11 protein-coding genes and 3 pseudogenes are annotated in these 19241 nt (G+C 55.0%); 12 read left to right on the top strand and 2 right to left on the bottom strand.

What is annotated here, in order from left to right:
• Positions 1-93 precede the first annotated feature (93 nt).
• From pspF to HA45_RS26250, 8 genes are all read left to right on the top strand, one after another.
• Positions 94-1092, top strand: a complete 999-nt coding sequence (gene pspF / locus HA45_RS26285; protein WP_100701347.1) for a phage shock protein operon transcriptional activator — start codon at positions 94-96, stop codon at positions 1090-1092.
• Between the two features lie 690 nt (positions 1093-1782).
• Positions 1783-3405 (top strand): ABC transporter substrate-binding protein SapA, encoded by a 1623-nt coding sequence (gene sapA / locus HA45_RS26280; protein WP_100700602.1) that lies wholly within the window; start codon positions 1783-1785, stop codon positions 3403-3405.
• Between the two features lie 2 nt (positions 3406-3407).
• Positions 3408-4373 carry a putrescine export ABC transporter permease SapB gene (sapB, locus tag HA45_RS26275; RefSeq protein ID WP_100700603.1) on the top strand — a complete coding sequence of 322 codons (966 nt, stop codon included), beginning with the start codon at positions 3408-3410 and terminating at the stop codon, positions 4371-4373.
• The gene (gene sapC / locus HA45_RS26270; protein ID WP_100700604.1) at positions 4360-5250 is read left to right on the top strand and encodes a putrescine export ABC transporter permease SapC; all 891 of its coding nucleotides are present in this window, start codon (positions 4360-4362) and stop codon (positions 5248-5250) included. The genes sapB and sapC overlap by 14 nt, the downstream gene beginning before the upstream one ends.
• The gene (gene sapD / locus HA45_RS26265) at positions 5250-6245 is read left to right on the top strand and encodes a putrescine export ABC transporter ATP-binding protein SapD (protein WP_100700605.1); all 996 of its coding nucleotides are present in this window, start codon (positions 5250-5252) and stop codon (positions 6243-6245) included. Before sapC ends, sapD begins: the two co-directional genes overlap by 1 nt.
• Before the next feature lie 2 nt (positions 6246-6247).
• A complete protein-coding gene (gene sapF / locus HA45_RS26260; RefSeq protein ID WP_100700606.1) occupies positions 6248-7051 on the top strand; it encodes a putrescine export ABC transporter ATP-binding protein SapF in 804 nt (267 codons plus the stop codon).
• A gap of 140 nt (positions 7052-7191) precedes the next feature.
• A complete protein-coding gene (gene fabI / locus HA45_RS26255; RefSeq protein ID WP_100700607.1) occupies positions 7192-7980 on the top strand; it encodes an enoyl-ACP reductase FabI in 789 nt (262 codons plus the stop codon).
• Between the two features lie 210 nt (positions 7981-8190).
• Entirely contained in the window at positions 8191-9312 is a 1122-nt protein-coding gene (locus HA45_RS26250) for a CMD domain-containing protein (protein WP_100700608.1), read from the top strand.
• Here the strand turns inward: HA45_RS26250 and HA45_RS26245 are convergent.
• Positions 9309-10204: pseudogene (locus HA45_RS26245) on the bottom strand (LysR family transcriptional regulator). The gene HA45_RS26250 and the pseudogene HA45_RS26245 sit on opposite strands and share 4 nt — an antisense overlap.
• Before the next feature lie 230 nt (positions 10205-10434).
• Positions 10435-12023 (bottom strand): annotated as a pseudogene (locus HA45_RS28810) (PTS transporter subunit EIIC).
• A gap of 248 nt (positions 12024-12271) precedes the next feature.
• Here HA45_RS28810 and HA45_RS26230 point away from each other — a divergent pair.
• The 4 genes and pseudogenes from HA45_RS26230 (at position 12272) to HA45_RS26215 (ending at position 19183) form a co-directional block, all read left to right on the top strand.
• On the top strand, positions 12272-14581 hold the full coding sequence (locus HA45_RS26230; RefSeq protein WP_100700610.1) for an FdhF/YdeP family oxidoreductase: 2310 nt from the start codon (positions 12272-12274) through the stop codon (positions 14579-14581).
• Between the two features lie 126 nt (positions 14582-14707).
• Positions 14708-16643, top strand: a pseudogene (locus tag HA45_RS26225) (exoribonuclease II).
• A gap of 184 nt (positions 16644-16827) precedes the next feature.
• The gene (locus HA45_RS26220) at positions 16828-18894 is read left to right on the top strand and encodes a carbon starvation CstA family protein (protein ID WP_100700612.1); all 2067 of its coding nucleotides are present in this window, start codon (positions 16828-16830) and stop codon (positions 18892-18894) included.
• Positions 18887-19183, top strand: coding sequence for a YbdD/YjiX family protein (locus HA45_RS26215; protein ID WP_100700613.1), 297 nt, complete (start codon positions 18887-18889; stop codon positions 19181-19183). The genes HA45_RS26220 and HA45_RS26215 overlap by 8 nt, the downstream gene beginning before the upstream one ends.
• Positions 19184-19241 lie beyond the last annotated feature (58 nt).

Here is a 19241-nt window from a genome sequence, read left to right as displayed (position 1 = left end):
TTAATTCCTTGTTTTTAATAGAGTTGCATATTTTACATCTGCGGAAGCTTCGATTATGGTAGTGAAATTGATTAACCAGTGGCGAAATTCATCATGGCAAATGGCAACGATAACCTGTTAGGCGAATCGAATAACTTTCTAGAGGTGCTGGAGCAAGTTTCCCGTCTGGCACCGCTGGAAAAACCGGTGCTGGTGATCGGCGAGCGAGGAACGGGCAAAGAGCTGATTGCCAGCCGTTTGCACTATCTCTCGGACCGCTGGCAAGGGCCTTTTGTGTCGCTTAACTGTGCGGCGCTGAATGAAAACCTGCTGGATTCCGAACTGTTCGGCCACGAAGCCGGCGCCTTTACAGGGGCGCAGAAACGCCATCTCGGGCGCTTCGAGCGCGCCGATGCCGGGACATTGTTCCTGGATGAATTAGCAACGGCGCCGATGCTGGTGCAGGAGAAGTTGCTACGCGTGATTGAATACGGCCAGTTAGAGCGTGTTGGCGGCAATCAATCTTTGCAGGTGAATGTCCGTTTGGTCTGCGCCACCAATGAAGATCTGCCTGCGCTGGCCGCGGCAGGAAAATTCCGCGCCGACCTGCTGGATCGTCTTGCCTTTGACGTGGTGCAGTTACCCCCGCTGCGCGAACGTCGCAGTGATATTCTGGTGATGGCGGAACATTTCGCGATCCAGATGTGCCGCGAACTCGGCCTGCCACTGTTTCCGGGTTTTAGCGAACGCGCACAGCTCACGCTGTTGAATCACAGCTGGCCAGGCAACGTGCGAGAACTAAAAAACGTGGTTGAACGCTCGGTCTATCGCCATCACAGCGCGGAAGAAGAGTTGGATAACATCATCATTAACCCGTTCGCCCCACGCAGCGCCCCTCCAGACACTCTCACCGAATCGGCCCCCAGCGATTTACCCGCCCTGCCGCTCGATCTGCGCCAGTGGCAAAACCAGCAGGAGCGCGACTTCGTCGAAGCCAGTTTGCAGCAGGCGAAATACAACCAACGCCGCGCCGCCGATCTGCTGCGCGTTACCTATCATCAATTGCGCGCCATGATGAAAAAGCACGGCATTCAGGCGCGTGATGAGGATTAGTCTTAGCCACATAAGATAAAAAAACGCACCCTGGTGATTATTTGGGAGTACATCGTGGCTTCGCTGCTAGCGGAGAAATTCCCATACCATCGTTTAACCGGTCGAAAGATTTTTTAACGACAGCTCAGGTGTGGGTCGGTTTTCCCTATAGCTTTTGTGCTGATGCAAGGCGGCAAGTGCGCTAATCCCCGGGAGCATACATAAGTATGTGACCGGGGTTAGTGCGCGCAGCCAACGCCGGTATAGATGGTGCAGTTTGCTTTTACCGTTTTTAAAAAATCGCAGAGGTGGTTTTTTCAAACGGGTTTGTGCTGATGCAAGGCGGCAAGCGAAGACAGCCCCGGGAGCATACATCAGTATGTGACTGGGGTGGCTGAGCGCAGCCAACGCCGCAGCAGTGCAAACCAGGAAGAAAAAAAAGCCCGCACGAGGCGGGCAACTTAATACTGGAAGCAATGTGAGCAATGTCGTGCTCTTCTTCGGTAGAGCCACCGTCGAAGCGCAGAAGAATAATAATCATTCTTATTATCATCTGTAAAGCCCTAATTGAGAATTTTTCTCATTTCCACACTAACATTGTGATTACCACGCCGCCATTTTGGTGAAAAACAGCACAGAAACATCACGGATTTGGGGAGTGCGTGACGTTTGGGATACACTGACGCTATTGCCTCAGAATCGTTGAGTTCTATGCCAAAATTATTCCCCTCGCTGCTGCTTGGTCTCAGCGTATTGAGTGCGTCTGCGCTGGCCGCGCCAACCAATAACATCCGCAACAGCGGCTTTGTCTATTGCGTCAATGGCACGGTGAATACCTTTAATCCGCAGATGGTCAGCAGCGGCCTGGTGGTGGATACCCTGGCAGCGCAGTTATATGACCGCCTGCTGGATGTCGATCCTTATACCTATCGATTGATTCCCGACCTGGCGCAGAGCTGGGAAGTTCGTGACAACGGCGCGACTTATCGTTTCCATCTGCGCAAAGATGTGTCTTTCCAGCACACCAACTGGTTTAAGCCCACGCGTAAAATGAATGCCGATGATGTGGTATTCAGCTTTGCGCGCATGTTTGATCGTCATCACCCATGGCATAACGTGAATGGCGGCAGCTATCCGTATTTTGATAGCCTGCAGTTCTCTGACTCCGTGCAAAGCGTGAAGAAGCTGGATAGCGACACGGTAGAAATTCGGCTCAACAGTCCGGATGCCTCATTCCTGTGGCATATCGCCACCCATTACGCACCGATCCTGTCGCAAGAGTATGCCGACACATTGACGGCAAAGGGCCAGCAGGAGCAACTGGATCGTGAACCGGTGGGAACCGGGCCGTTCCAGCTGAGTGAATATCGCACCGGGCAGTATCTGCGTCTGGCACGCAATCCGCAGTACTGGAAAGGTGTGCCGCGTTTGCAGCAGGTGGTGATCGATCTGGGCGTTGGCGGCACCGGGCGCCTCTCTAAACTGCTGACAGGCGAATGCGATGTGCTGGCGTATCCGGCGGCCAGCCAGCTGTCGATTCTGCGTGATGACCCACGTTTGCGCATGACGCTGCGCCCCGGCATGAACATCGCCTACCTGGCCTTTAACACGCGTAAACCGCCGCTGGATCGGCCCGAAGTGCGCCACGCGCTGGCGCTGGCCATCAATAACGAACGCCTGATGGAGTCGATCTATTACGGCACCGCAGAAACCGCAGCCTCGATTTTGCCACGTGCTTCGTGGGCGTATGATAATGATGCGCGGGTGACCGAATACAATCCGGCGAAAGCGCGTGAAGAACTGAAAGCGCTGGGACTGGAAGATCTGCACTTGCGATTGGTGGTGCCGACGACTTCACAATCCTGGAATCCCAGCCCGCTAAAAACCGCCGAATTGCTCCAGGCTGATTTAGCGCAGGTGGGTGTGCGCGTCACCATTGCTCCGGTGGAAGGCCGCTTCCAGGAAGCTCAGTTGATGGCGATGAATCACGATATAACGTTGACCGGTTGGGCCACCGACAGCAACGATCCGGATAGTTTCTTCCGACCGCTGCTTAGCTGCGCCGCTATCCGCTCGCAGACTAATTTCGCCCACTGGTGCTCACCGGCCTTTGACGAGTCACTGCAACGTGCCCTGTTATCGCAACAGCTGTCGGCGCGTATTGATAGTTATGACCAGGCACAGCAAATTCTGGCGAAGGAGTTACCGGTGCTGCCGCTAGCCTCATCGCTGCGCCTGCAGGCCTATCGCCATGATATTAAAGGATTAGTACTGAGCCCGTTTGGTAACGCCTCGTTTGCAGGTGTTTACCGTGATGAAAGCAGCGAGGAATAAGCATGATTATCTATATTTTGCGTCGCCTGCTGTTGCTGCTCATTACGCTGTTTCTGCTGTCACTGGTGAGTTTCAGCCTTAGCTATTTTACCCCCAATGCGCCGCTGGAAGGCGCTTCGCTGTTGGATGCGTGGTGGTTCTGGTCCAAAGGTTTACTCCAGTTCGATTTCGGCGTGTCCAGCACCAATGGCCAGCCGATTGATCTGCAGCTGCGCGAAGTTTTCCCCGCTACGCTGGAGCTGTGTGTGCTGGCCTTTATGCTCGCGCTGCTGGTGGGCATTCCATTGGGAATTTGTGCCGGTGTGATGCGCAAGAAATGGCAGGATAAAGCCATCAGCGCACTGGCGCTGCTGGGCTTCTCTATGCCGGTGTTCTGGCTGGCTCTGCTGTTTACCCTGTTCTTCTCACTCACACTCGGCTGGCTGCCGGTTTCGGGGCGCTTTGACCTGCTCTATCCCGTCCAGAACATCACCGGTTTCGCCTTGATTGACGCCTGGCTAAGCCCTTCGCCATGGCGTCATGAAATGATAATGAGCGCCCTGATGCACATGATTTTACCGGTCATTGTGCTGGCGGTGGCACCGACCACCGAAGTGATTCGTTTACTGCGCAGCAGTACCAGCGATGTGATGGATAAAAACTATGTCAAAGCGGCCGCGACGCGCGGTTTATCCCGTTTTACGGTGATCCGCCGCCACGTGCTGCATAACGCCCTGCCGCCGGTGATCCCACGTCTCGGTTTGCAATTTTCCACCATGCTGACGCTGGCGATGATTACCGAAGTGGTGTTCAACTGGCCTGGCATTGGCCGCTGGTTGATTAACGCCATTCGCCAACAGGATTATGCGGCTATTTCTGCCGGTGTCATGGTGGTGGGCGGCTTGGTGATTCTGGTCAGCGTGCTGTCAGATATTCTCGGTGCGGCGCTTAATCCGTTGAAACACAAGGAATGGTATGCCTTACGATGATATTTATGCAGAGAAGCGGCTACCCAGCCCGTTTCGTCTGTTCTGGCAGCGTTTCTACCGTGACACCACCGGCATGATTGGCCTGTACGGCTTTGGCGCCCTGCTGTTCCTGTGTGTGTTTGGTGGTTTGCTGTCGCCCTACGGCATCGATCAGCAATTCCTTGGCTATCAGCTGTTACCGCCGTCATGGTCACGCTACGGCGATGTCTCCTTCTTCCTTGGCACCGACGATTTGGGCCGCGATGTGCTGAGCCGTTTGTTGAGCGGCGTAGCGCCAACCGTGGGGTCGGCAATTTTGGTCACGGTGTTAGCTGCCGTTGCCGCGCTGATTCTGGGCGTGCTGGCCGGTATTACTCATGGATTGCGTTCAGCGGTGATGAATCACGTGCTGGATACGCTACTGTCGATCCCGTCGCTGCTGCTGGCCATCATCGTGGTGGCGTTTTTAGGACCGCGCCTCGAGCATGCCATGTTGGCTGTTTTGCTGGCGATCATCCCGCGCCTGGTGCGTGAGATCTATACTGCAGTTCATGATGAGATGGACAAAGAGTATGTGGTGGCGCTGCGTCTCGATGGTGCGCGTAACCTGAATATTCTGTTGAACGCGGTGCTGCCCAACGTGTTGCCGCTGCTGGTGAGCGAATTTACCCGCTCGCTGTCGATGGCGATCCTCGATATTGCCGCGCTCGGTTTCCTTGATTTAGGTGCGCAGCTGCCTTCGCCCGAATGGGGCGCGATGCTGGGAGACGCACTGGAGCTGATTTATGTTGCCCCGTGGACAGTGATGCTGCCCGGTGTAGCGCTGATGATCAGTGTATTAATCGTTAACCTGCTGGGCGACGGCGTACGTCGTGCCGTAGAAGCGGGAGCTGAATAATGCCGCTACTTGATATTCGCAATCTGACGATTGAATTCATGACCTCAGAAGGGCCGGTGAAAGCCGTAGACCGCATCAATCTGACGCTCACCGAAGGTGAAGTGCGTGGGCTGGTGGGCGAATCCGGCTCGGGAAAAAGTCTGATTGCCAAGGCGATTTGTGGCGTCACTAAAGACAACTGGCGCGTCACTGCAGACCGCATGGTCTTCGATGACATTGATTTGTTGCGCCTGTCACCGCGCGAACGGCGTCGCATTGTCGGCCACAATGTGTCGATGATTTTTCAGGAACCGCAATCCTGTCTCGATCCTTCCGAAAGCATTGGTCGCCAGATAATGCAGGCGATACCGCGCTGGACCTTTAAAGGCCGCTGGTATCAGCGTTTATGGTTCTGGCGCAAAGCGCGTGCCATTGAATTACTGCATCGCGTCGGCATTAAAGATCATAAAGACATTATGCGCAGCTTCCCTTACGAGTTGACCGACGGTGAATGCCAGAAAGTGATGATTGCCATCGCGCTGGCGAATCAACCGCGCCTGCTGATCGCTGATGAACCGACCAACGCCATGGAGCCCACCACGCAGGCGCAAATTTTCCGGTTGCTGAGCCGCCTGAACCAGAACAACAACACCACCATTTTGCTGATCAGTCACGACCTGCGCACCATGAGTCAGTGGGCCGATCGCATCAACGTGATGTATTGTGGCCAGACCGTGGAAACGGCGCAGAGCGAAGATCTGATCGATACACCCCATCATCCTTATACGCAGGCGCTGATCCGCGCAATGCCCGATTTTGGCAGCGCGTTGCCGCATAAAAGCCGCCTCAACACGTTGTCAGGTGCCATCCCTTCGCTTGAACATCTGCCGATTGGCTGCCGACTGGGCCCTCGCTGTCCCTATGCTCAGCGCAAATGTATTGAGACTCCACGTCTGAGCGGCACCAAAACGCATCTGTTCGCCTGCCACTTCCCGCTCAATGTGGAGGGCCAGTAAGCATGGAAACGCTGCTGGAAGTGCGCAATCTGAGTAAGACTTACCGCTACCGCACCGGACTGTTTCGTCGTCAACACGTTGAAGCGGTCAAGGGTGTGAGCTTTACCTTGCGGGAGAAACAGACGCTGGCGGTAATTGGTGAGAACGGTTCAGGTAAATCGACGCTGGCCAAGATGCTCAGCGGCATGATCGCCCCCACCGAAGGCGAGATGTTGATTGACGATCATCCGCTGGAATATGGTGATTACGGCTATCGTAGCCAGCGTATTCGCATGATCTTCCAGGACCCGTCGACTTCGCTCAATCCACGTCAGCGCGTTAGCCAGATTCTTGATTTCCCGCTGCGCCTGAACACCGAACTGGACGATGCTGAGCGTGAAAAGCGCATCATCGCCACGCTGCGTCAGGTTGGATTACTGCGCGACCACGCTGGTTATTATCCGCATATGCTGGCGCCCGGTCAGAAACAGCGTCTGGCGTTAGCGCGGGCATTGATTCTGCAACCCAAGGTGATTGTGGCGGATGAAGCCCTTGCCTCGCTGGACATGACCATGCGTTCGCAGTTAGTGAACCTGATGCTGGAACTGCAGGAGAAGCACGGCATCGCCTATATTTATGTCACGCAGCACATCGGTATGATGAAGCACATCAGCGATCAGGTGTTGGTGATGCATCAGGGTGAAGTGGTGGAACGTGGCGGCACGGCAGATGTGCTGGCCTCGCCGCTGCACGATCTTACCAAACGCCTGATCACCAGCCACTTTGGCGAAGCCTTAACCGCCGAAGCCTGGCGTAAAGTTCGTTGATTGTTCATCACATCGCGAAAACGCGGTGCGATTTACCGCATTTGAGAGAGACGTGCTAGAATCCGCACGTCGATTAACGTCGGTCGCCTACTATTTAATCAACGCGGCCGCCAACAACAATGACCATAAGGATTACAGCTATGGGTTTTCTTTCCGGTAAGCGCATTCTGATTACTGGCGTTGCCAGTAAACTCTCCATTGCCTACGGTATTGCACAGGCGATGCACAAACAGGGCGCAGAACTGGCTTTCACCTACCAGAACGACAAATTGAAAAGTCGTGTGGAAGAGTTTGCTAAAGATTTGGGTTCTGACATTGTTCTGCCATGCGATGTAGCTGAAGACGAGAGCATCACTGCGCTGTTCACCGAACTGGCAAAAACCTGGCCAAAATTTGACGGCTTCGTTCACTCAATCGGTTTCGCACCTGGCGATCAGCTGGATGGTGACTACGTGAACGCCGTGACCCGTGAAGGCTTCAAAATTGCTCACGACATCTCTGCCTATAGCTTTGTGGCGATGGCGAAAGAGTGCCGTGCGATGCTGAACCCGAACTCAGCCCTGCTGACCCTGTCTTACCTGGGTGCAGAGCGCGCCATCCCGAACTACAACGTGATGGGTCTGGCTAAAGCTTCTCTGGAAGCCAACGTACGCTACATGGCGAACGCAATGGGTCCAGAAGGCGTGCGTGTTAACGCCGTTTCTGCTGGTCCAATCCGTACCCTGGCGGCATCAGGCATCAAAGACTTCCGTAAGATGCTGGCCCACTGTGAAGCGGTAACTCCAATTCGCCGTACCGTCACCATCGAAGACGTAGGTAACTCTGCGGCCTTCCTGTGTTCCGACCTGTCTGGTGGTATCACCGGTGAAGTGGTCCACGTTGATGGCGGCTTCAGCATTGCCGCGATGAACGAGCTGGAACTGAAATAATGTAGCGGCAGCCAGCTGGCTGCCCACGGGCGCACTTCATTCGGTGCGCCCCTATAAACCCTGCCTTATACCGACCTGCTATTAATTATTCCTCTTCATTCTTTTGCCACAGACAGTGCTTCAGCGACGATAAGCTAGCCCTTTGGTGGTGATGTGCTTTTCAGATTTGCCCGTCGCACGCCAAGTCCGTTTTTTGCGCAAGGAATGACCATGGAACAACGCCGTTCTCCCGGCCATGACCACTGGTTTTATGAAAGCCAGACTCGCCCGCACACGCATACAACCGCGCCTCTGGTGCCCGAGGCGGCACACATCGAAGATCGTTTTTTACTTGGCCTGCAACAGGAAGCCAGCGCGCTACAGCCGTTATTTAGCCGCTTTCAGCCTGCATTTCTGGCGGCACGTGATATCAGCCAAATTTTATTTCCCGACGCGCTGAACACCTCCTTAACGCACACGCTGACGCTTTATGATCGCCTTAGCACCGCCCTGACCGTGGCGCAGGTGGCTGGTGTGCAACGGTTGTGCAATCACTACTCGGCACGCCTCAATCCTTTGCCCGGCCCGGACTCTTCACGTGAAAGCAACAATCGCCTGACGCAAATTACGCAATATGCGCGCCAGCTGGCGATGCAACCGGCGTTAATTAACGCCAACAGTATTAGCGCGCTGGATGCTGTCGGGCTCACCGAGCCAGACATCGTCACGCTCAATCAACTGGTGGGGTTTGTCAGCTTTCAGGCGCGCGTGGTAGCGGCTTTACAAGCCTTGATGGGTTTACCGGTGCGTTGGATCCCCGGCGTATCCCCGCCCGCGGATGCCGATGTTGCGCTATTTTCCAATGACACAGCATGGCAGCACGCGCTGAAACCGGTTGAGTTACGCTACGCCAGCGCAGAGCAGTTAGCGGCGATTACGTTTTGTCAGGGCATGGAAGGTTCAGATGATGCTGTCTGGCTGCTGGTGCATGATGCACAAGCGCTGTATGGCTGGGCGACTCTGCAGCAGCGGCTCGCTGAATACTTCGGGCAAGATGAAGCGCTGGCACAGGCCGTCAGCGCGCGCATTCTTGGCTGTCAGCAGCAGTTTGCACAACATGCGGGTGACCAGCGTGACACGCTGTTGCGCGATGTGGATAAAGCCGGAGAAGATACCCCACCGATCAGCGTGAGCGCGCAGCTCGTTCGTTTGCCTGAACGCTTCAGCGCCGCACACCTGCAGCCGTTGTTGAATGCAGGCTGGGGCACAGAGCGCATCTTTACCTTGTTACTGGCGGTGGCGTTTGCCAGTTGGCAGGATCGTGTTTTGATGGCGCTGGGTGAAGCACGTTAATCCGGCAAATGGCGGCGCGCTTCATCGAAGAAATGTTGAGCCAGTGGGGATGCTCTGCCTGGCTCAGCGATCACTAACGCGGCCTGACGCCCCATCGGCGCCATTTCAATCGGCCGTCTTGCCAGATTTTGCAGCATCTCCGGCAATAAATGGCCGCAGGGTGAAACCATCACGCCCAATCCCACTTGCGCACTTTGCAACAGCTGCATAATCGACGCACTTTCCACGATCACCCTTGGCAGCAGGCCGGTTTCGCGCAACTGGCTATCCACATAGCGGCGAAAATAACGCGTAGGTTCAGCAAGACACAGCGGTTGTTGCGCCAGCAGCGTCAGTGAAAGACTTTCATGTTCCAGCAAAGTGGGGAAATGGTGCGGATTGAAAATCGCCTCGACGCCGGGATCTTTTAACAGCGCGGTTTGGAAGTGTAATTCCCGCAGCGAGGTCAGCTCGAAGAAGCCGATGCCACCGTCCACGGTATGGCTGTTAAGCGCTTCCAGCAGCTGGTCCGCGCTCATGGCCGACACGCGATAATCCAACTGTGGATAACGCGTCTGCACCGCTTTCAGCAACGCCGGCAACGCGACACTGCACTGTGGCATCACGCCCAGTCGCAACGTGCCGTTCACACCATGCTTGAGTGATTCGACTTCGAGCTTCAGGCCTGAATAGACTGAGACGATTTCTCGCGCCCACGTCAAAACGCGTTCACCTTCCGGCGTGAAGCCGTCAAAATTGTTGCTGCGATTAATCAGCGATAAGCCTAACTCGCGTTCAAGGTTTTTAGCCGCATCGAAAGCGTCGGCTGGCTGACAAAACTGGCTTCTGCGGCACGGCCAAAGTGGCGTTCGCGCTCTAAATTGCAAAGATATATCAATTGCTTGATGTCGATGTTGGCATCCACCCTGAAGTCACGATCGCGCTATGTTAACAAACTTGCGTGACAAAAAGCACAAAGGCCACCATGCGGCAGCCTGAGTAAAAATAATGCCCCACCCGGCGCTTATCTCCGGCACTCGTAATGGCTTAGCTCTTGAAGGGGCGACGTCATCTTCGCAAATCTCAGTGCTGCGCATTTAACAATGATTGCGAATTTTATTATTAGCATGGTAACTAAATGTGTTAAGCCACGCCCAACGCACTTTTCACCTCATTGGCGATCTTCTCCACCTGCGGACCATAGATCACCTGCACATCGTGATCGCTCACCCGATTAACACCATTCGCGCCGGTGGTCAGCAGCGTTTGATCGATCACCTCTTTCATCTCTTTCACGCGCACTCGCAGGCGGGTGAAACAGCAATCAACGTCTTCTATATTGGCTTCCCCGCCCAGCCCGCTAATGATCACTTTAGTGCGTTCATCGGCCGTGACCTGCGCCCTTTGTGGTTCTTCTTCCGACTCGCGCCCCGGCGTTTCCACTCGCATGCGCGTAATCACATAACGGAAGCCGTAGTAGTAGATCGGGGCATAGATTACGCCCAGCGCCACCGTCCACCACCAATGGGTTTTACTGCCGCCGAGAATACCAAACACCACCAAATCGATGGCCCCACCCTGCACGTTGCCAATCATCAAATGCAGCATCGACATCAGCATAAACGACAAGCCGGTTAACAGCGCATGGAGGATATAAAGCACCGGCGAAACGAAGATGAAACAGAATTCCAACGGTTCGGTAATACCAGTGGTGAAAGAGGTTAATGCGCCCGCCAGTACCAGCGCTTTGACGCGCTGCTTATGTTCTGGACGCGCGGTGTGATAGATGGCTAACGCCGCCGCGGGTAAACCGAACATCATCACCGGAATCTTACCCTGCGCCAGGAACTGCGTGGCCGTGCGCACGGTGTCGTCGGGAATCGCACCCGGATGGGTAAGCGAGGTGTTAAAGATATTCAGTGCGCCAACGATGGTCTGTCCGTCTACCGTCGCCATGCCGCCAATCGGCGTAAAGCGCACGGTCTCATTGAGGATATGGTGCAAGCCGGTCGGTATCAGCAGGCGTTCACCGGTGCCCAACAAAAATGCGCCGTATTGCCCGCTTTTACCAATCATCTGCCCTACCCACGCGATGCCCTGGCCAATCGTGGGCCATATCAGTGCCAGCAATACGCCGATGAGTGGCAACACGATGACGGTAATAATCGGTACAAAGCGGCGTCCGCCGAAAAAGCTGATCGCGGTGGGCAGCTGTTGGGTGTAAAAGCGGTTGTGCAGAGCCACGGTGATCAGCCCGGCAATCACCCCGCCCAGCACGCTCATGTTGTAGGTAAAACGCCCAGCATCTGAATGTATTCTGCTGAGGTCATCATGGCGGTGGTTTGATCCATGCCCGCCTGCTGCAGCGCGTCTGGCGTTGTGGAGGCGGCCGTCAATCCTTTTGCTGCCAGCGTGGCGCTGATACCGACGTTCATTGCGATATAACCAATGACTGCCGCAAATGCTGCGGTGGGCTTCTCAGCCTTTGCCAGGCCTATCGCGCTGGCTACCGCAAAGAACAGCGGCAAATTGGCGAACAGCGCGGCAGCGACTTTACGAATAAAGCCAATAATTAACTGCGGCACCTGCATGTTGGCAAACGCATCGCCGGTTACCGCAGGATTTTGCATCGCGGCTGCCAGTCCGAGAAAGATCCCGGCAGCGGCGATTACCGAAATCGGCATCATTAAGGCTTTACCGAAGGCATGGATTTGGCTGGCCAGATTCTTCATGGTGCACGCCCTTTCATCAATCGAAAGAGCAATTATTAGCCAGGTATCGGAATCACACGTCAAAGCGGGGTAGCACCAGCGAGCAAAGTTTGAACTGCATCACGCTTCTAACCACTTTAGGGCGATAAACTCCACCTATCGCACCATTAAACCAATCAATTAGACAACTTTTGCAGCAAGTCGCACACTTCCCCTCAATAGAAGTCATATTCTGATAACAATTCATAAACAATAAGCCTGCAACGACTATGAAATTTAAACGTAAGATTCAGCCTTACCGCGCTGCTGCTGGCGGCTGGGGCTCTTTGGAAGCAACCACCCGTTTCGTCCTTGATAGTAAAGCCGCGCTGAAAAACATGCGTAATTTGATGCGCATGAACAAAGCACGCGGCTTTGACTGCCCAGGTTGTGCGTGGGGTGATGACAATAAAAGCACCTTCAGCTTCTGTGAAAATGGTGCCAAAGCGGTGACATGGGAAGCGACGCGCCGCGTGGTGGAGCCTGAGTTCTTCGCCCAGCACAGCGTCAGCACGCTGTATCAACAGAGCGATTATTTCCTGGAATATCAGGGTCGTCTGACCCATCCGATGCGCTATAACAACGCCACCGATCACTATGAACCGATCAGTTGGGACGATGCGTTAGCGATGATTGCCCGCCATCTTAAGGCGATGGATCATCCCGACCAAATGGAGCTTTACACTTCTGGTCGCGCCAGTAACGAAGCCTCATGGCTCTACCAGCTGTTCGGCCGTGTGATGGGCACCAATAATTTCCCGGACTGCTCCAACATGTGCCACGAAGCCAGCGGTACCGGTTTGAAGCGCAGTATCGGCGTCGGTAAAGGTACCATTCGCCTGGATGACTTCGACAACGCCAATGCGATTTTCGTCATCGGTCAAAATCCCGGCACCAACCACCCGCGTATGCTGCATAGCCTGCGACACGCTGCCGATCACGGTGCGAAAATCGTGACCTTTAATACCCTGCGTGAGCGTGGGCTGGAACGTTTTGCCGACCCGCAAAAACCGCTGGAGATCGTCACATCGATGGCGGGCACGATTAGTTCTGCCTATTACCAGCCCAATCTCGGCGGTGATATGGCAGCGATTCGCGGCATGGTGAAAACTCTGTTGGAAGTTCAGCGTGAGCGTCTGGCAGCCGGTGAACCGGGGATCTTCGATCAGGCGTTTATTGATGCCAACACCCATGGCATTGACAGCTATCTGGCTGCCGTAGACAACACGCGCTGGGACGATATCGTGCGTCAATCCGGTCTGAGCGAAGCACAGATTCGGGAAGCTGCCGCGATCTATCAGAGTGCTGAACGCGTCATCATCACTTGGGCGATGGGTGTGACACAGCATAAACACTCGGTTGATACGGTGCGTGAGATCACCAACCTGCAACTGCTGTTTGGCCAGCTGGGTAAAAAAGGCGCGGGACTGTGCCCGGTGCGCGGCCACAGTAACGTGCAGGGTAACCGCACCATGGGTATCGATGAGAAGCCGAATAAGCCATTCCTCGATGCGCTGGGTGCCCACTTCGATTTTGAGCCGCCGCGCGAACATGGCCATAACACCGTTGAAGCCCTGAACGCGATGCTGCGTGATGAAGTCAAAGTGCTGATCGCCCTCGGCGGCAACCTCGCGGCCGCTGCACCGGATTCCCCGGTCACTGAAGAAGCGTTACAACACTGTGGTCTGACGGTGCACATCAGCACCAAGCTCAACCGCAGCCATTTAGTCCCCGGCCATGAAGGTTTGATCTTGCCAACGCTGGGACGTACCGAACGCGATCGCCAGGCGAGCGGTAATCAGTACATCACGGTTGAAGACTCCTTCAGCATGGTGCACGCATCCGAAGGTGTGGGCATCCCGATGGCGGAGACACAGCGTTCTGAAACCGCCATTGTCGCCGGTATTGCTCATGCCACTCTGGGCGGCGATAAAATTGACTGGCTGGGCATGGCGGACAATTACGATGTGATTCGCGACCATATCGGAGCCACGATCCCCGGTTTTGCCGACTTTAATACCAAGTGTGATATTCCGGGCGGGTTCTATCTGGGTAGCGCAGCCGCAGAGTTGCGGTTTAATACGCCGACAAAACGGGCCGAGTTTAGCGCCGCGGCCTTGCCAGTTTCGCTGTTCCCACAGTTAGGCAATGAAGTTGCGGTGCCGTTCACGCTGCAAACCCTGCGTTCGCACGATCAGTACAACACCACGATTTACGGCCTCGACGACCGTTATCGTGGTGTGTATGGCCAGCGCGAAGTGGTGTTTATTCATCCTGAGGATATGGCCTCGTTAGGCTTCAGTGAAGGCCAGTTGGTGGATATTGAAACGCTGTGGAATGATGGGCGCACGCGCCGCGTCAGTGGCTTCAAACTGGTTCCTTATAATATTCCACGCGGCAACCTCGCGGCCTATTACCCAGAAACTAATCCGCTGGTGCCGCTATCCAGTTTCGGTGATGGCAGCGGGACACCCACGTCTAAATCGGTACCGGTCAAGCTGGCATTAACCGCCGCTACCACCACCCAACGTATCGCCTGAGTCATCCGCGTTATCAGAAGGTAAAAAGCCGCGTAATGCGGCTTTTTAGCCTGTTTTGGCCTTGCCGCGCGCCCCTGATTCGCGTAAAACTGTCCACCGCTCTTAGGCCACGAAACTAAATATATTATGTTCCAGGATAACCCGCTGCTCGCGCAGCTGAAAGAGAAGCTTCACGCGCAAACCCCGCGCGCCGAAGGTGTTGTGAAAGGCACGGAAAAAAGGCTTTGGCTTCCTTGAAGTCGATGCCCAAAAAAGCTACTTCATTCCCCCTCCGCAGATGAAAAAAGTGATGCACGGTGACCGTATTTCTGCGGTGATCCACACTGATAAAGATCGCGAGAGCGCCGAGCCGGAAACCCTGATTGAGCCGTTCCTGACCCGCTTTGTGGGTCGCGTTCAGAAGAAAGACGATCGTCTGTCCATCGTGCCTGACCATCCTCTGTTGAAAGAGGCGATTCAGTGCCGTGCAGCGCGTGATGTGACGCACGATTTCCAGAGTGGCGATTGGGCGGTGGCAGAAATGCGCCGTCATCCGCTGAAAGGCGATCGCGGTTTCTATGCTGAACTCACCGAATTTATTGTCACTGCGGACGATCACCTCGCGCCGTGGTGGGTCACGCTGTCACGCCATAACCTGGAGCGTGAAGCGCCTGCTGTGGGCTTCGGCGAGATGTTGGACGAACAGCTGCAGCGCGAGGACCTCACCGCGCTGAACTTCGTCACTATCGACAGCGCCAGCACTGAAGATATGGATGATGCGCTCTACGTTGAAGAGCAAGCCGACGGCAATCTGCTGTTGACGATCGCCATCGCCGATCCGACCGCTTATGTGGCAGAAGGCAGCGAGCTGGACAAACTGGCCGCTAAACGTGCTTTCACCACCTATCTGCCGGGCTTCAATATTCCGATGCTGCCGCGCGAACTGTCTGATGACATCTGTTCGCTGCGTCCCAATGTGCGCCGTCCTGCGCTGGCGTGCCGCGTGACACTGACACCAGATGGCAGCGTAGCGGGCGATGCCCACTTCTTTGCGGCCTGGATCGAATCCAAAGCCAAGCTGGTATACGACGAAGTGTCAGACTGGCTTGAGAATAGCGGCAGCTGGCAGCCAGAAAATGACGCCATTGCGCAACAGATTCGTCTGCTGCATCGTCTGTGCCTGGCGCGCAGCGAGTGGCGTCAAACCCATGCCCTGGTGTTTAAAGATCGCCCGGATTATCGCTTCGTACTGGGTGAAAAAGGCCAAGTGCTGGATATCATTTCCGAGCCGCGCCGCATTGCCAACCGTATCGTTGAAGAATCGATGATTCTGGCTAACGTCTGCGCCGCAAAAGTGTTGCAGGAGAAGCTGGGCTTCGGTGTCTACAACCTGCACACCGGTTTTGATTTAGCCAATGCCGAACAGGCCGCTGGCGTGCTGGCCGGTCATGGCATCACGGTCGATCCGCAGGCGATCACCACGCTGGAAGGTTTCCGTCAGCTGCGTCGTGAACTTGATGCGCAGCCAACGCAATATCTCGACAGTCGTATCCGTCGCTTCCAGAGCTTTGCCGAAGTCGGCACTGAGCCAGGTCCCCATTTTGGTCTGGGCCTCGACGCCTATGCCACCTGGACATCACCGATTCGTAAATCGGGCGATATGATCAACCATCGCCTGCTGAAAGCGATTGTTCGTGGTGAAGCTGCCGAACGTCCAAAAGATGAACTCACTACCATCATGAGTGAGCGTCGTCGTTTGAACCGTATGGCAGAGCGCGACGTGGGTGACTGGCTGTATGCCCGCTTCCTTTCTCCTTTCGCCGCGACCGATCGCAAATTCAGCGCCGAGATCATCGACGTTTCACGCGGCGGTATGCGCGTACGTCTGCTGGAAAACGGCGCTGTCGCCTTTGTGCCTGCACCGTTCATCCACGCGGTGCGTGATGAGCTGGTGTGCTCGCAAGAGAGCGGCACCGTGCAGATCAAAGGTGAAGTCGCTTATCGCGTGACGGATATTATTGATGTCACCATCGCCGAAGTGCGCATGGAAACACGCAGCGTAGTGGCCCGTCCGGCTGCCTGAGCATGAAATCTTGCGGGATAACAGCCGTTATCCCGCATTTTTCCCCGCCCGTTTTCTCAATCGCTAAATTTGCCTTCTGCTTCACACTTCTGAACCGATTCCCTGTCGTTAACAATTCATTACATTACTTTTAACTTGTTGTATCCGATCGCTTATTTTCCCGGTCTCTACAAGGAGTTAACTCATGAAAAACGTCAAAACCGGATTGATCTGGTTCGTCGTGGCGTTAATTGGTGCAGGTGCGTTTGCCATGCTGGCGCTGAGCCGTGGCGAACACGTCAACGCCGTTTGGCTGGTGATTGCGTCCGTTGCCTGCTACAGCATTGCTTATCGCTTCTACAGCCTGTTTATCGCTGAACGCATTTTCGAATTGGATGATCGCCGTCGTACACCCGCTGAGCGGCTCAACGATGGTCTCGATTATGTGCCCACCAATAAATGGGTGCTGTTTGGCCACCATTTTGCGGCGATTGCCGGTGCCGGGCCGTTGGTTGGGCCAATCCTGGCGGCTCAAATGGGGTTCTTACCCGGCACCATCTGGATTCTGGTCGGCGTGATGCTGGCCGGTGCGGTGCAGGATTTCCTCATCTTGTTTATCTCCACGCGCCGTGATGGTCGTTCGTTGGGTGAAATGGCACGTCAGGAGTTGGGATCCTTTGCGGGTGTTGTCACCATGCTCGGTGCGCTCGGCGTGATGATCATCATCCTGTCGGCACTGGCGTTAGTGGTGGTCAAAGCGCTGGCCAACAGCCCATGGGGTTTGTTCACTATTGCCGCGACGATTCCGATTGCCTTGTTTATGGGCGTTTACATGCGTTACCTGCGTCCGGGTAAAATCGCAGAAGTGTCGATTATCGGCTTTGTACTGATGATGGCGGCGATTATCTACGGTGGCGACGTTGCTGCCGATCCCTATTGGGGGCCGCTCTTTACGCTGAAGGGCACTGAACTGACGTGGGTGTTGGTTATTTATGGTTTTGTGGCCTCTTCGCTGCCGGTATGGCTGCTGTTGGCCCCGCGCGACTATCTCTCTACCTTCCTGAAAATCGGCGTCATTATTGGTCTGGCGGTGGGGATTTTGTTTGCCATGCCGGAACTGAAAATGCCCGCTGTCACCAAATTCATTGATGGCAGCGGCCCGGTGTTCTCCGGCGCACTCTTCCCATTCTTGTTTATCACTATCGCCTGTGGCGCTATCTCCGGTTTCCACGCGCTGGTATCCAGTGGCACCACGCCGAAGCTGGTCGAGCGTGAAAGTCATATTCGCTTTATTGGTTACGGCGCGATGTTGATGGAATCCTTCGTGGCGATCATGGCGCTGATTTGTGCTTCAGTGCTCGATCCAGGCGTCTACTTTGCCATGAATTCACCTGCCGCGTTGATTGGTACAACCGTGGAGAGTGCCTCACAGGTGATTAACGGCTGGGGGTTCGTGGTTACGCCGGAGATGCTGAGCGGCATTGCGCGTGATGTGGGTGAAAGCACCGTACTTTCCCGTGCCGGAGGCGCGCCGACCTTTGCCGTGGGCATGGCACATATTATTACCGAGGTGTTTAACAGTCGGGTGATGATGGCGTTCTGGTATCACTTTGCCATCCTGTTTGAAGCACTGTTTATTTTGACAGCGGTGGATGCCGGTACTCGCGCCTGTCGCTTTATGGTGCAGGATCTGGTCGGCACTGTGGTTCCTTCCATGGCGAACAACCGTTCATGGTTAGGCAATATGGCGGGCACTACCGTGGCGGTGGCCGGTTGGGGATTCTTTGTGTATCAGGGCGTGGTCGATCCGCTGGGCGGTATCAATACCCTGTGGCCGCTGTTTGGTATCGGTAACCAGATGCTGGCCTCGATGGCGCTGATCCTCGGCACCGTAGTGCTGTTCAAAATGAAGAAGCAGCGTTATGCATGGGTAACGATTTTGCCCACCGCCTGGCTGTTCATCACCTCGATGACCGCGGGCTGGCAGAAGATTTTCCACGAGAAACCTTCTATTGGTTTTCTCGCGCAGGCCAACAAGTTCCGCAAGGGCGTGGATGAAGGCGTGATCATTGCCCCGGCGAAAACGGTGGCGGACATGCAAACCATCGTGTTCAGCAATCAAATTAACGCGGCCCTGTGCGGCTTCTTTATGCTGGTGGCCGTGACCATGTTGATTTCGGCGTTCTTTGTCATCCGTCGCGCCCTGCGCAGCGATCTGCCGACCACCCATGAGTCAGAAGTTTCCCTGCGTAAGGAGGTACGAAATGTCTGAGTCCATTCTTCGCTGGAGAAAACCGATTGGCACCTGGCATATTCAGCAATGCTTACCGATCGCAACCCAGGCGCCTGGGCAAACTCTTAATCGCTGGCAACGGATTTGGCAGGGATTGAAGCAAAGTTTTCGCTTAATGGTTGGCGTGCACGACTATCAAACTTATCTGAAGCATATGCGTGAGCACCATCCGGAACAGACGCCGATGGATGAACGCGCGTTTCACCGATATTGCCTTGATGCGCGTTTTCCCAGCCAGGCAGGCAAGCTCGGCAAGTGCCCTTGCTGAGTTTTTTGAGCCCCGATTTTCGGGGCTTTTTCGTGCCATTCTTTAGTGAAAACAAAAA

This window comes from Pantoea rodasii (assembly GCF_002095465.1).
GTDB lineage: Bacteria > Pseudomonadota > Gammaproteobacteria > Enterobacterales > Enterobacteriaceae > Pantoea > Pantoea rodasii.
The sequence above is the reverse complement of the archived record's forward strand: the minus strand, read 5'-3'. Positions and strand labels throughout refer to the sequence as shown.